Source organism: Nakamurella sp. PAMC28650, from assembly GCF_014303395.1.
In the GTDB taxonomy this organism is placed as follows: domain Bacteria; phylum Actinomycetota; class Actinomycetes; order Mycobacteriales; family Nakamurellaceae; genus Nakamurella.
Map to the genome: position 1 here is coordinate 4,004,978 of NZ_CP060298.1, position 13,830 is coordinate 4,018,807.

General features: G+C 69.1%; 12 protein-coding genes. 9 read left to right on the forward strand and 3 right to left on the reverse strand.

Going from position 1 to position 13,830, the window contains the following annotated elements; all coding sequences use genetic code 11:
* Window positions 1-48: 48 nt before the first annotated feature.
* Window positions 49-390, forward strand: coding sequence for a DUF2631 domain-containing protein (locus tag H7F38_RS18055; RefSeq protein ID WP_222618157.1), 342 nt, complete (start codon window positions 49-51; stop codon window positions 388-390).
* Between the two features lie 19 nt (window positions 391-409).
* Here the strand turns inward: H7F38_RS18055 and rlmN are convergent, their stop codons facing one another.
* Entirely contained in the window at window positions 410-1,525 is a 1,116-nt protein-coding gene (gene rlmN, locus H7F38_RS18060; RefSeq protein ID WP_187091125.1) for a 23S rRNA (adenine(2503)-C(2))-methyltransferase RlmN, read from the reverse strand.
* Between the two features lie 75 nt (window positions 1,526-1,600).
* Window positions 1,601-2,617: a YafY family protein gene (locus H7F38_RS18065; protein WP_187094803.1), complete on the reverse strand. Its 1,017-nt coding sequence runs from the start codon at window positions 2,615-2,617 to the stop codon at window positions 1,601-1,603.
* Window positions 2,618-2,723: 106 nt separating this feature from the next.
* Here H7F38_RS18065 and H7F38_RS18070 point away from each other — a divergent pair, with 106 nt between their 5' ends.
* The 5 genes from H7F38_RS18070 (at window position 2,724) to H7F38_RS18090 (ending at window position 8,785) form a co-directional block, all read left to right on the forward strand.
* Window positions 2,724-3,221, forward strand: a complete 498-nt coding sequence (locus H7F38_RS18070) for a VOC family protein (RefSeq protein ID WP_187091126.1) — start codon at window positions 2,724-2,726, stop codon at window positions 3,219-3,221.
* Window positions 3,222-3,360: 139 nt separating this feature from the next.
* Window positions 3,361-4,758 (forward strand): IS1380 family transposase, encoded by a 1,398-nt coding sequence (locus tag H7F38_RS18075; protein ID WP_187091127.1) that lies wholly within the window; start codon window positions 3,361-3,363, stop codon window positions 4,756-4,758.
* A gap of 303 nt (window positions 4,759-5,061) precedes the next feature.
* Window positions 5,062-5,898 (forward strand): HNH endonuclease signature motif containing protein, encoded by an 837-nt coding sequence (locus H7F38_RS18080; protein WP_187091128.1) that lies wholly within the window; start codon window positions 5,062-5,064, stop codon window positions 5,896-5,898.
* A 124-nt stretch (window positions 5,899-6,022) separates the two neighbouring features.
* Complete coding sequence (locus tag H7F38_RS18085) at window positions 6,023-6,724, forward strand: MOSC domain-containing protein (RefSeq protein WP_187091129.1); 702 nt, start codon at window positions 6,023-6,025, stop codon at window positions 6,722-6,724.
* 102 nt (window positions 6,725-6,826) lie between these two features.
* Window positions 6,827-8,785, forward strand: a complete 1,959-nt coding sequence (locus tag H7F38_RS18090) for a prolyl oligopeptidase family serine peptidase (protein ID WP_187091130.1) — start codon at window positions 6,827-6,829, stop codon at window positions 8,783-8,785.
* 19 nt (window positions 8,786-8,804) lie between these two features.
* Here H7F38_RS18090 and H7F38_RS18095 read toward each other — a convergent pair whose 3' ends face one another.
* The gene (locus H7F38_RS18095) at window positions 8,805-9,503 is read right to left on the reverse strand and encodes a ferritin-like fold-containing protein (protein WP_187091131.1); all 699 of its coding nucleotides are present in this window, start codon (window positions 9,501-9,503) and stop codon (window positions 8,805-8,807) included.
* Between the two features lie 194 nt (window positions 9,504-9,697).
* On the opposite strand from H7F38_RS18095, the gene H7F38_RS18100 reads away from it, so the two are divergent.
* The 3 genes from H7F38_RS18100 to H7F38_RS18110 all read left to right on the forward strand — a co-directional run bounded on the left by H7F38_RS18100 (window position 9,698) and on the right by H7F38_RS18110 (window position 13,800).
* On the forward strand, window positions 9,698-11,386 hold the full coding sequence (locus H7F38_RS18100) for a DEAD/DEAH box helicase (protein WP_187091132.1): 1,689 nt from the start codon (window positions 9,698-9,700) through the stop codon (window positions 11,384-11,386).
* A gap of 82 nt (window positions 11,387-11,468) precedes the next feature.
* The gene (locus H7F38_RS18105; protein ID WP_187091133.1) at window positions 11,469-12,929 is read left to right on the forward strand and encodes a hypothetical protein; all 1,461 of its coding nucleotides are present in this window, start codon (window positions 11,469-11,471) and stop codon (window positions 12,927-12,929) included.
* Window positions 12,930-12,939: 10 nt separating this feature from the next.
* Entirely contained in the window at window positions 12,940-13,800 is an 861-nt protein-coding gene (locus H7F38_RS18110) for an alpha/beta fold hydrolase (RefSeq protein WP_187091134.1), read from the forward strand.
* The last annotated feature ends 30 nt before the right edge of the window (window positions 13,801-13,830 follow it).

Here is a 13,830-nt window from a genome sequence, read left to right on the forward strand (position 1 = left end):
GCAGTGTGCCGACACCGCAGTGGCAGGGCACCGACAGTAGGAGGATCCGTGGCGGGTACATCGATCGAGAAGCACGGCTCTGGTGCGGACGACGGCCACGGTGGACCCGGCGGACACGGTGAGGTCGAGGTCGCGCGTCACGGCGACATCGTCTCCTACAACCCGGACGCCCCGAGCGAGGAGTGGGGCTGGCACGGACATTTCAGCGACTTCGCGCCCCGTGGCCGGTTCGCCCTGCTCGGCCTGGGCATCGTCGCCCTGCTGTTGATGACTATCGGCAACACCGGCCACGTCGAGGACTTCTACCTGGTGGGCATCGCCGTCGTCATGGCCGCGTGGATGTTCCGCACCTACCGCGCGAGGAAGCGCGAGCGACGCCTGCGTCCCTGACCTGGGACGGGCGCGGACGTCAGCCGACCAGTTCCTCGGCGGCCAACTGACCGCAGGCTGCGGCGATCTCCTGGCCGCGGGTGTCGCGCACGGTGCACGCCACGCCCTGCGCCCGGACTCGCCGGACGAACTCGTCCTGCACCGGCTTGGGCGAGGCATCCCATTCACTGCCCGGGGTCGGGTTGAGAGGGATCAGGTTGACGTGGACCAGTTGGCCCAGGTGCTGCCGCAGCAGCTCGCCGAGCATGTCCGCCCGCCACGGCTGGTCGTTGATGTCCCTGATCAGTGCGTATTCGATCGACACCCGTCGGCCGGTCTTGTCGGCGTGGGCGCGGGCCGCCCGCAGCACCTCGTCTATCTTCCAGCGATCGTTGACCGGGACCAGGGTGTCGCGCAGCTCGTCGTCCGGGGTGTGCAGGGAGACGGCCAGCCGCACCTGCATGTTCTCGGCGGTCAACTTCTCGATCGCGGGGACCAGCCCGACCGTCGACACCGTGACCGAACGGGCCGAGATGCCGAGGCCGTACGGGGCCGGCGCAGTGATCATCTTGACGGCCGCCAGCACCCGGTTGTAATTCGCCAGGGGTTCGCCCATGCCCATGAAGACCACGTTGGAGAGCCGACCCGGCCCGCCCATGGCGCCGTCACGCGCCGAACGGGCCGCCAGCCGGACCTGCTCGACGATCTCTGCGGTCGACAGATTGCGCTGCAGACCGCCCTGGCCGGTCGCGCAGAACGGGCAGGCCATCCCGCAGCCGGCCTGCGAGGACACGCACAGCGTGATGCGGTCTGGATAGCGCATCAGGACCGACTCGATCAGGGTGCCGTCGTGGGCGCGCCACAGCGTCTTGCGGGTGTCGCCGTCGTCGCAGGCAATGGACCTGACCTCCGTCAGCAGCTCCGGCAGCAGGGCGTCCACGAATTCGTCCCGGCCGTTGGCCGGCAGGTCGGACATTTCCGATGGGTCGCGAGTGAGTCCGCCGAAGTAGTGGCGGGCCAGCTGGTCGGCACGGAAGGCCGGTTGTCCGGCCGCAACCACGGCCTTCTTCCGGGCCTCGCCGTCCAGGTCGGCCAGATGCACCGGCGGCCTGCCCCGGCGTGGGGCGGTGAAAACGAGAGGCAGAGGTTTCGTCATGACCCTCCTATTCTCCCACGCTGCGCTGTCGGCCTGCGCGGGTCGGACCGCGTGGATCAGCCGGGACGTCAGACGTCAGCGGTGCTCCGGCGGGATCCCGGCCGCACGGCCGGCGCGCCGGGCCAGGTCCGCGAACGCGGTGCGGAGTTCGGGCGGGTCGAGCACCTCGATGTCGGCGTCGAAACGGGCGAGATAGGCGGCCAGACCGGGCCATGACCACGACCCGAGCCGTAGGCGGCAGCGGTCAGGTCCGAGTGACTGGACGATCCCGTCGCCGGCGAACGGGATCACCTCGGCGACCGGCAGGCCCAGGACCACCTCGCCGGTACACGGCCACGCGTCGATACCGTTGGCGCCCTTCAGTCTCGCCGCCAGGAATGTCCCGACGTCGCCCCCGGGTAGCCCGCGGGCGGTGAATCGGGGGCCGTTCGGAGTGCGGGGGCTGATGCGGTCCGCCCGGTAGATCCGCCAGTCCCGGTGCCGGGCCTCCCAGGCGATCAGGTACCACCTCCCGGCGCGGACCACCAGGTGGTGGGGCTCGACCTGATGCGGACGCGGACCCCCGTCGTCGGTCCCACCCGTCGCGCCGGCTGGGCGATGGTGGAACCGCAACTCTTCCCGGGCTCGGATCGATTCGCCGATCGCCAGCAGGACGTCGGTGTCGGCCTGGAGGTCAGCACGCTGACCGGCGGGGTTCACCGACGTGAGCTCCAACGCATCGATGCGCGCACGGAGTCGGGCGGGCATCACCTGACGCAGGGTGGTCAGCGCACGCGCCGCGGCCTCCTCGATCCCGGCGCCGGTGATCACCGCGGTCCGCAGCGCGACGGCCAGGGCCACGGCCTGCTCGTCGTCGAAGAGCAACGGCGGCAGTTGGGTACCGGCAGCGAGCTGGTATCCACCGCCGGGACCCTTCACCGCCCGGATCGGGTAGCCGATCGTACGGAGCCGGTCGATGTCGCGGCGCACCGTGCGTTCGCTGACCTCCAACCGTTCGGCGAGCTGCCCGCCGGGCCAGTCACGGCGCGCCTGCAGCAGGGAGAGCAGCACCAGAAGTCGGCTGGAGGTGGTCGGCGCTGAAGTGGTCGGCATGTCCTGCAGCATGAAGGCAGTACAGGTCATACCCTGACCTGTACTGACGTCACAGTCGTCTCGTACCCGGAACACCGGGACGACGATCGAGCCAGGGAGCATCTTCATGTCAGTCAACGCAGTCACCCACCTGAATTTCCGCGGTCAGGCCCGCGAGGCTCTGGAGTTCTATCGATCGGTGTTCGGCGGCCAGGCGATGATCGTGACCTACGGCGACTTCGGACTGCCCAAGGAACTCCCCGACTCCGACAAGGTGGTATTCGGACAGATCAACGCAGACAACGGCTTTCGGGTGATGGCCTACGACATTCCCAGCCAGAGCACGAGTATCCCCGCTGCTTTGGCGCCGGCCGCCGTGGCGCCCGCCGCCGTGGCCTCGGCCGCGCCGACTCGACGGGAGAAGGGGATGACACTCACCAGCGAACCGTTCTTCGTCTCCGTCCGCGGGGACGCCCTCAAGGAGGTCGGCGCCCTGTGGGACAAGCTGTCCGTCGGCGCCACCATCATCGAGGCCTACGGCCCCGCCCAGTGGTCGCCGGCCTCGGGCATGCTCACCGACCGATTCGGCGTCACCTGGATCCTGGACGTCGCCGCCGCGTACTGAGCGCTGGGTCCGGTTTGCTAGCCTCGCGCTTTCACGCGGATAGCTGACGGGGCGTTTCGGAGTGAGGGAAAAATGCCCCGACCTGCGATAATGAGGCTCTCTGAGATCCACATCGTCAGCAAACTGGAGCACCTTTCTGATGCCGAACCCTACCGGTTTCTACCCGCCGTTGACAGTGGACACGACCGCGAAGCGGGTGGTGTCCCACGCCGGTGCTGTGCTGCTGGTCACCACCGCCGGGAAGGTCGGGTTGGACCGGGCTTTGTCTGCGGCGTTGGAGCCGTGGCGCAAGCAGTGGGCGGTGCTGGATCCGGGGAAGATCCTGCTGGACCTGGCGGTCAGCGTCGCCATCGGCGGGGACTGCCTGGCCGACATCTCGGCGTTGCGGTCTGAGCCGGCGGTGTTCGGCCGGGTCGCCTCCGACCCAACAGTGTCCCGCCTGGTCGACTCGTTGGCCGCGACCCCGCAGGCCGCGTTGGCGGCGATCAACCAGGCCAGAGCAGCAGTCCGACAGCGGGTGTGGAAGATGGCCGGGAAGGACGCCCCCGACTTCGGAATCGACCGGGACCGGCCGTTGATCATCGACCTGGACGCTACGTTGATCACCTCCCATTCGGAGAAGGAACTGGCGGCGCCGACCTACAAGCGCGGTTTCGGGTTCCATCCGTTGGGATCGTGGGTGGATCACGGCCCCGACGGCACCGGTGAGCCACTGTCGATGATGCTGCGCCCCGGAAGGGCCGGATCCAACACCGCCGCCGACCACATCGCGGTCACCAAGGATGCGTTGCGGCAGTTGCCCTTCAACCGCCGCGGTGGCCGGATTGGGCGCAGGGTGCTGGTCCGCGCCGACAGCGGCGGCGGCACCCACGAATACCTGAAGTGGCTGGCCGGGCAGGGCCTGTCGTATTCGGTGGGGTTCGGGCTGACGCAGGACATCGTCGACAAGATCAACCTGATCCCCGACCAAGGGTGGACCCCGGCCTACGACGGCGATGGGAAGGTCCGCGACGGGGCGTGGGTCACCGAACTCACCGGGATGTTGGACCTGGCGACGTGGCCACCGGGGATGCGGGTGATCGTGCGGGCCGAACGTCCGCACCCCGGGGCGCAGCTGCGGTTCACCGACTCAGGCGGGAACCGGCTGACCGCGTTTGTCACCAACACCACCGGCGGGCAACTCGCGGACCTGGAGTTGCGGCACCGCCACCGGGCCCGCTGCGAGGACCGGATCCGCAATGCGAAAGACACCGGCCTGCGGAACCTGCCCTTGACTGCGTTTGCGCAAAATCAGATCTGGGTCGCTGTCGTCCAGTTGGCTACGGAGCTGACCGCGTGGCTGCAGATGCTCGCGCTGACCGGCACCGGCGCCCGCCGTTGGGAACCGAAACGGCTGCGGCTGCAGCTGTTCTCCGTGGCGGCGACCATCGCCCGGCGGAGCCGCCGGGTCTGGTTGCACCTGTCCGGTCACGCAACCCACCGGCACCTGTTCACCACCGCCCTGGACCGGCTGACCCAGCTGCCGGCGCCGACCTGACCTGCAACAACCCACCCGGCCAGCAAGAAGACAAACCCCCCGGAACGTGGAATCCGGCACCCACCCAGGTGACCCACCGGGGCTTCGACGAACCCGCAGACATGCCCGTCGGTGCGAAACACCAGATCTATCGCGCCGAGGAAAGGCCGGCCGTCTCACGAAAGATTGAGGCTAGCAGCAGTGGGCAACTGCCATTGTAAAGAATCGGTCCTCAAATCGTCCCCACGATACGGCCAGTATATTGTGGCCATTCTGTAACCTGGGGGTGGTGCGAAATGGCGCCTTTTTCGGGGTCAGCTGTCGGTGCCCGCCGATGAAGCTCTCGATATGGGGGCAGACGGATTCGTCGCTTCCGACCAGGCCAAACAATTGGTCCGGTCGGCGATGAACGCCGTCGCGAATTTGCGCGACAGCGCGTTCTGGAAGATCGGCGCCGACGATCTGCTGTCGTTGGGTCAGGAACTGGAAACACTGTCCCGGGACGGTGTATGCGGTCAAGGTGCACCTCGCGGGGAGAAACCGCACATCGTCATCTACCTGCACTGGGACCACGTCAAAGGTGAGATCGCGAAGGAAACGAGGGAATCAGGGTTCCCGATGAGTACCAGGCAGGCCCGAAGGTACCTGTGCGACGCGCAGATCCTCCCGGTCGTCCTGGGTGGGGGTAGTGAGATCCTGGACGTCGGACGATCCCGCCGGACGTCTACGCGGGGGATGCGGCGGGCGATCAAGGTCCGCGACCGGGGCTGCGTCTGGTCCGGCTGCGACCGGCCGGCGAATTGGTGCGATGTTCACCCTGTGGATTGGTTCGTCCGGGATCTGGGGGAGACGAACGTCCACACCGGGGTGCTGTTGTGCGGTTTTCATCACGACGAAATCCACCAAGCGCAATGGACCATCCGATTCGCCGCCGACGGCCACCCGGAACCGATCCCCCGCCGTGGATCGATAAAAGCCAACGCTCCCGAAGGAATCAGATGCACCATTGACGCGACCTCGTCGACCCGTAGCACCGTGACGCAGGCTGCATGGATCAACTTCGCCCCTTTGGGACGGGTGGGACAGAAGTCATCACTTTCGTCCATGCCTGGGAAGTTGATCCACGCCAGACGGGGGGGGATCCAGGCCTGGCGGGGCTGATCCACGCCAGACGGAGGGGATCCAGGCCTGGCGGAGGGGGATCCACGCTGCGAAGGGTCCAGGCCACGCCATGGATGACCCGTGCGTTGATGCCTATCCGTTCACCGGCGCTAACCTTCACGCCATGACGAACGATCGGTTGCCCGCGGGCTCGGTGCTGTCGGTGAACCTTGGTACCGCGAAGGAGTTCGAGTTCACCTCGGCCCCGCGCACCGGCATCGACAAGCGGCCGGTCGACCATCCGGTGATGGTGAGCGCCCCCGGCCGCAAGGGCGTGGCCGGCAGCGGACTGGACGGGGACGACGTGTGCGATCGCCGCCACCACGGCGGTGACGACCAGGCGGTCTACGCCCACGCGCGGGAGGATCTGGATGCCTGGCAGGCGGAGATCGGCCGACCTCTGGCCGGTGGTTCGTTCGGCGAGAACCTGACGACCACCGGCATCGACATCAGTGGCGCCGTGATCGGCGAGCAGTGGGCCATCGGCGAGACCCTGGTGCTCCAGGTCAGCGACCCCCGGATCCCCTGCCGCACCTTCGCCGGGTTCCTGGCCGAGCGGGGTTGGGTGAAGAGATTCACCCAACGCGCCGAACCGGGTACCTACCTGCGGGTGCTGACACCCGGCCCGGTGTCCGCTGGTGACGACATCCGGATCCGGCACCGACCCGACCACGGGGTCACCGTCGCCACCGCGTTCCGCGCGTTCACCACCGAACCTGATCTGCTGGCCCTGCTGGTCGGGGTGGACGATTTGTCACCCGAGGCGAAATCCTCGGTCGCCAGACGCGCCCCGATCGAGCTGGACGCCGACGCCGAACCGGCCTGACGGCCACCAACCCAGCAGTGCCGCCCCGAGCGGCACACACTCCAGATCCACCGCACCGAACCCTGGATCCACGTCATCTGCACCAGGGGCAGAATCAGCGCAATGGACACGACCACCCCTCCCGGCTCCTGGCCCTCCCCCATCACCGCCGACCAGGCGGTCACCTCCGGGCGGGGTCTTGATGCGGTCGCCTTCGCCGGCGTGCAGGTGTGGTGGTCGGAGAGCCGACCGGCCGAAGGTGGCCGGGTCTGCGTCTGCACGACCAACGCCGCGGGCGACCCGATCGATCTGCTCCCGGCGCCGTGGAACGCCCGCACCAGGGTGCACGAGTACGGCGGCACCTCCTGGATCCCGGTCCCCGGTCGCAACGGCTTCGACCTCGTCTTCACGCACCTGGCCGACCAGCGGCTCTACCGGGTCGAGGTCGGCGCCAACGGTGCCACCGAACCGCAACCCCTGTCGCCGGAGCCGGACCTTCCGTCCGGCCTCCGGTACGCCGACCTCGCGCTGGACGAGCGTCGCGGCCGGCTCCTGGCCGTCCGCGAGACCCACCGTGGTGACGGCACTTTCGGAACGGTCGACCGCACGATCGTGGCCGTTCCGCTGGACGGGTCGGCAGCTGCCGACGCGGACCTGGTCGTCGATCTGCTCGCCGGGCAACCGAGAAGTGATTTCCTGGCCTCCCCGCGACTCTCGCCGGCGGGCGACGCGTTGGTCTGGATCAGCTGGAACCACCCCGACATGCCCTGGGACTCCACCACTGCACACCTGGCCGACGTCGCGCGCGGCGGACACCTCGGCAAGACCCGGGTGATCGCCGGTGGTCCGGGTATCTCCGTCATCGACCCCGGGTTCCTGCCGGACGGGTCGGTCCTGGTCATGAGTGATGAGAGTGATTGGTGGCAGCCGATTCTGATCGATCCTCGACGAGGGTCCCGCCGGACCCTCGTCGAGGTCCAGCAGGAATTCGCCGCGCCGCTCTGGTCTCTCGGGCGGCGCCAGTGGGCGCCGGTCACCGGTGGCCGGCTGCTGCTGCGGCCCGCGGGCCGTCCGGCGCTGCTGGACACCTTCAGCGGTCAACTGACCGAACTGGACCCCCGTTGGACAGTGGTCTCGGATCTGGCGGCCGACCGCTCCGGCACCATGGCGCTGATCGTGCACGGTGACGATCTGCCGGGACAGCTGGTGGTCATCGCACCGTCCGGCCGGCGCACGGTCCTCAGATCCGCCGTCGACGAACCGCTCCCGGACGGCTTCGCACCCACCCCGGAGCTGCGGACGTTCGGCGGCATCCATGCCGTCATCTATCCGCCGACGAATCCCGGCCACCGGGCGGACCGGGGCACAGTGCCGTTCGTCCTGACCATCCACGGTGGCCCGACGGCCCAGCACAGCCGGACCCTGTCGGTGACGACCGCCTACTTCACCAGTCGCGGTTTCGGCGTGGCCGCCGTCGATCACCGGGGATCGACCGGCTACGGCCGCCCCTATCGCGACGCACTCCAGGGGCACTGGGCCGAGCTGGACATCGCCGATGCCATCACGGTCGCCCGGGGGCTGCTCGCCGACGGGACCGCCGGAAGCGCGCTGATCAGCGGCGGCAGCGCCGGCGGACTCACCGTGCTCGGCGCGCTGACCAGCGAGGGCAATCCGTTCTCGGCGGGCGTCTCCTCGTACGGGATCGGGGATCTCAATGCCCTCGTCGCCACCACCCACGATTTCGAGTCTCGTTATCTGGAAGGACTTCTCGGGACCGATCCACAGGTCCTCCTGAACCGCTCGCCGTTGCACAACGCCGGTCGGCTGAACACCCCGGTCCTGCTGTTGCAGGGCGGCAAGGACCCGATCGTCACACCCGACCAGGCCGAGAGCTTCGCCGCGGTCTGCGCCGCCAAGGGGGTTCCGCATGCGCTGATCGTCTTCCCGGACGAGGGTCATGGGTTCCGCGACGCCACCGCCCGCCGGACCGCACTGCAGGCCGAACTCGCCTTCTACGGCCAGGTGCTGGGCTTCGAGACGCCGGGAGTCCCGCCGGTCGTGCTCGCGGAGCCAGGCGCGTAGGCAGGATCGACTGGGCGAATCAGGCCAGGCCGAGCGACTTCATCCGCTCGGTGTGCCCCATCTGGAGGCGGCGGAACAGCGCGGCGATGCCCATCAGGTCACCGGACCCGGTGATGATCAACGTTGCCAGGTCGTCGTGATCGGCCACCACGTACTGGGCCTGGGTGATGGCCTCGCCGAGCAGGCGACGACCCCACAGGGCCAGCGCACCGGTCAGTCGCGGGTCGGCCTGACAGGCTCTCCGAACCTCGCGGACGGCGAACGATGAGTGACCTGTGTCACTGAGCACATCGAAGACGAGGTCCCGGGTGACCGGATCGAGCCACTCGGCGATCTCCCGGTAGAAATCTGCGGCCAGCCCGTCGCCCACATGTGCCTTGACCAACGACTCCAGCCAGGAATGGGGCGCCGTCGAATCATGGAAGGCCTCCAGCGGCGCGATGAACGGCACCATCGCGTCCTCGACGTTGACGTCGAGTCGCGCAAGGTAGGCCGCGAGCCGCCGGAAATGTCCCATCTCGGCGGAGGCCATCTGCGACAGCGCCACCCGGCCGGAGAGCGTCGGAGCGTAGCGGGCATCCGCGGACATCCGGTCGAAAGCCGAGAGTTCCCCGTAGGCAAGGACTCCCAGCAGCTCGGTGGTCCCGGGCGGCACCTGGCCGACCCGATCGGCCCCGCCGTTCGGCGCCTGCGGGGCCAGCTCCGTTGCATCGTTCATGGCCAGAGCCTAACCTCGCCCATTCGTCCGGGCGGGGGCTGATCAGGTACAAGCCCCCGACCACGTAGAATAGGTGCTGACAGGCCGCACCAGGACGGTGCAGCCGCATTGTGCGCGCGTCGCCCCGGGGCCCTGAGTTCGGACCTGTGATCACTTCCAACGCGCGCGGACCGCACGGAAGGCACTGACGACACATGACCGATGTCCAGGACGCAGTTGCGCTGGAACACTCCTCCGACGCCCCGCTCGACGAGGAAGCAGTCTCCCACCCGCTGAGCGGCGACGCGCCGGTCGCCCCGGAAGCACCGACCTTCGCCGAGCTGCAGGTCGATCCCCGGATCGTCCGGGCCCTCACCGAGGCCGGGATCGAACGCACCTTCGCGATCCAGGCGCTCACCCTCCCGATCGCCCTGCTCGGCTCCGACCTGATCGGTCAGGCCCGCACCGGGATGGGCAAGACCCTCGGCTTCGGTGTGCCACTGCTGCAACGCCTCTCGCTGGATGACGGGGCCAAGGACGACGACGGCAAGCTGTCCGTCGGGCGCGCCCCGCGCGCTCTGGTGATGGTGCCGACCCGCGAACTCTGCGTCCAGGTGACCAGGGATCTGCAGGGCGCGGCCAAGTACATGGGCCTGTCCGTCACGGCCGTCTACGGCGGCCGGGCCTACGAGCCCCAGATCGCCGCCCTGCACGCCGGCGCCGACGTGGTGATCGGGACTCCCGGCCGCCTGCTGGACCTCGCCAACGGCGGTCATCTTCAGCTGGGCGGCATCCGTGTGCTCGTGCTCGACGAGGCCGACGAGATGCTCGACCTCGGATTCCTGCCGGACATCGAGAAGGTGCTCGGCATGGTGCCGGCCAAGAAGCAGACGATGCTGTTCTCGGCGACCATGCCCGGGCCGATCCTCACGCTGGCCCGCAGCTTCATGTCCCAGCCGACCCACATCAGGGCCGAGGTGGCCAGCGAGGGTCAGACCCACCGCACCACGACGCAGTTCATCTACCGCGCGCACGCTCTGGACAAGATCGAGATGCTCTCCAGGCTGTTGCAGGCCAGGGGCCGCGGACTCACCATGGTCTTCACCCGGACCAAACGCACCGCGCAGAAGGTTTCCGACGAACTGGCGGAGCGGGGCTTCGCCTCGGCCGCCGTCCACGGTGACCTCGGTCAGGGCGCGCGGGAGCAGGCCCTGCGCGCCTTCCGGGCCGGCAAGGTCGACGTCCTGGTCGCCACCGACGTCGCCGCGCGTGGCATCGACGTCGAAGACGTCACCCATGTCGTCAACTACCAGTGCCCCGAGGAGGACAAGACCTACGTCCACCGGATCGGACGCACCGGTCGGGCCGGCAAGACCGGGGTGGCCGTGACCTTCGTCGACTGGGACGACCTGCCACGTTGGAAGCTGATCAACGACTCGCTCGGCCTGGGCTTCGACGAGCCCGCCGAGACCTACTCGAACTCCCCGCAGTTCTTCGCCGATCTCGACATCCCCGAAGGAACCACCGGCCGTCTGCCCAGGGCCCAGCGCACCAGGGAAGGACTCGGGGCGGAGGCGGTCGAGGACCTCGGCGAGACCGGTGGTCACCGTCGCAAGGCCAGCACCGGCCCGGCCCGCTCCGGCGGCGGTGCCCGCGACGCCGGGTCCCGCGGCGGACCGGCCCGCTCGGGCGACTCGCGCCGCGGCGCACCGACCCACACCGCACCGACGCAGACCCCTGGGACGCACAACGCAACGGCGGCCGAGACCTCCGCCGAGGAGATGGTCTCCGCCGACACTGCGACGGAGACGGGTGACGCAGCGTCGACACCACGCCGCAAGCGCTCGCGCCGACGCACCCGGGGCGGCAGCGGCGCCACCGCGCCGAGTCCCGCTGCGGAGTGACCCCGGCCGCACGGACGAGGGTCCGGTCGCAGACTCCGTGAGTCCGGCCGGACCACCCAGTTCGATTGCGTAGGCTCGCGCGGTGACTTCACCCTTCCGCCCGCGACGCCTCCGAGATCGTTCGGTGGCCGCCGGCCTCGTCGTGGCGGTCGCCGTGATCGGCTTCCTCGTCTACCGGACGACTGACCTGGCCAACACCAGCCTGGTCACCGGGGCTGTCGCGGCGGTGCCATCACCGACCGGCGCGGCGCCGCAGACCCTGACGCCGAAGTGGTCCCAACCGACCGACCCCGCGCTCGGCGCCGTGGTCTCCGCCTCCGGGGTGGTGGTGACCACCGACGCCCACACCGTGACGGGCCGGGATGCCGTCACCGGGAGGGTTCGGTGGTTCTACACGCGATCGAACCGGAACCTCTGCGCCGTCGGGTCGGCCGACATCGGTCCGACGGACATGACCAGCAGCGGGTCGGTGGCCGGGATCGCCACCGTGTACGCCGAGAACGACTTCTGCTCCCAGGTGATGACCCTGGACCCGGTGACCGGTGCCCGCGGCAAGGTGCGGACGTCACCCAACGAGGTGAACGGGTCACTGGCGTTCGGCGGCCCCTACGCCGGCTGGCTGGGTCCCGACCGCGTCGAGGTGTGGCGCTACGACCTGGTCCGCACCATCCAGTACGGCGTGCAGGTCAACCCGCCCAAGCCGGGCCAGTCCCGGCTGGGCTGCACCTTCACGGATCTGGCACTGGCCGCCAATCAGTTCGCCACCGTCGAGCACTGCCCCGCCGAGGGCGACAACGCCCGTCTGGTCGTCAACTTCGACGACCCGGGAGCGGTCACCGGTCATCCGGACGGATGGGACATCTTCCAGCACTATCCCCGCACCTGTGTGCCGGATGCGACGAAGAAGGGTTGCGCGGACATCGACACCGGAGGCACCGGGGCCAGGATCGTCGGCATCACCGCCGACCGGGTCGCCGTCCTGGTCTCCGGCAGCAGCCCGGCCGTGAAGGTCTACGACGCCTCGGGCAAGCTGACCTCCAGCACCCCGGTCGATGTCACCAGCGCCGAGATCATCGCCGCCGACTCGGTCTCGCACCCGGCACAGGTCACGCCCGCGGTCCAGACCGGCAGCCGGCGTTATTCCCTGATCGGCAGCCACCTCGTCGCCGTCTCGATGCCGACCGTCGACGCCGTTCCGCCGGCCACCGCCTTCACGACCGCGACCGCCACTTCGAGCAGCAGCATCACCAACGCCCTCAATCCTGGCGGCACTGCCGCGAAGGTCCCCGTCGCGGATCTGAAGGTCGACTGGGTGGCCGCCGGTGCCCTGGGGCTCCCCGCGACGGTCGGCGACCACGTCCTGATGCCCACCGCGAAGGGTCTTTCCACCTTCGACTCGACTGCCGGACCGAATGATCTCGGCAATGCCGGGACACCCTCCATCGCCGTGAACCGGGGCCTCTACTCGGGCCGGGTGGACGCGACGAGCGTCGGCGGGATGATCATCGAGGACCGCGGCAACACCGTCGTGGGGCTCGGGTGAGAATGTAGCCATGCCCAACCAGCTGACCGAGACCACCGCCCTGCACACCACTGTCGAATCAAGCGCGGGAGAACTCGCGGCTCTGGTCGCCGCGCCGGAGGCCGAGCCGAACGCACCGGTCATCCTGCTGGTCCCCGGCTACACCGGTTCCAAGGAAGACTTCGCTCCCCTGCTGGATCCGTTGGTCGAGGCCGGCTTCATGGCCATCGCGATCGACCAGCCGGGGCAGCACGAATCGCCGGGACCCGACGACGAGGCGGCGTATCAACCGGCGGCGCTCGGACCGGTGATCCATTCGATCATCTCGCCACTGGCCCTCGATCACCAGGTGATCCTGCTCGGACATTCGTTCGGCGGCCTCTCCGCACGGGCCGCCGTCCTGCGCGGGGCCCCGGTCAGCGGCCTGGTGCTGCTCTGTTCGGGCCCCGCCGCCTTCACCTCTGGCAATCGTTTCGATGCCCTGACCGCGGGACAGCCGGTCCTGCGGGAACACGGCAAAAGGGCGCTCTACGACCGGAGTCAGCACGCGGCCGGGGCGGACCCGGACGACCCGGCTCCGCTGGCCCGGTTCTACCGGCGCCGCTTCCTGGCCTCCAACGAGTCCGGGCTGCTCGGGATGGGCAAGGCCCTGCTGACCGAACCGGACCTGACGGACGATCTCGCCCGCGCACTGGAACTTCGCGGCGCACCGGCCGCCGTGATCGCCGGCGAGTCGGACGATGCCTGGCCGCTGGCCCAGCAGAGGGCGATGGCCGGGAGGCTCGGCACCGAATTGCTGCTCGTGCCGGACGGAGCCCACTCACCGGCCGTCGAGGCACCGGCGAACCTGCTCGCCATCCTCGTGCCGCTGATGCGCAGCTGGCTGGCCTGAGGCACCGGACCGCCCGAGTCGCCCGCCCCC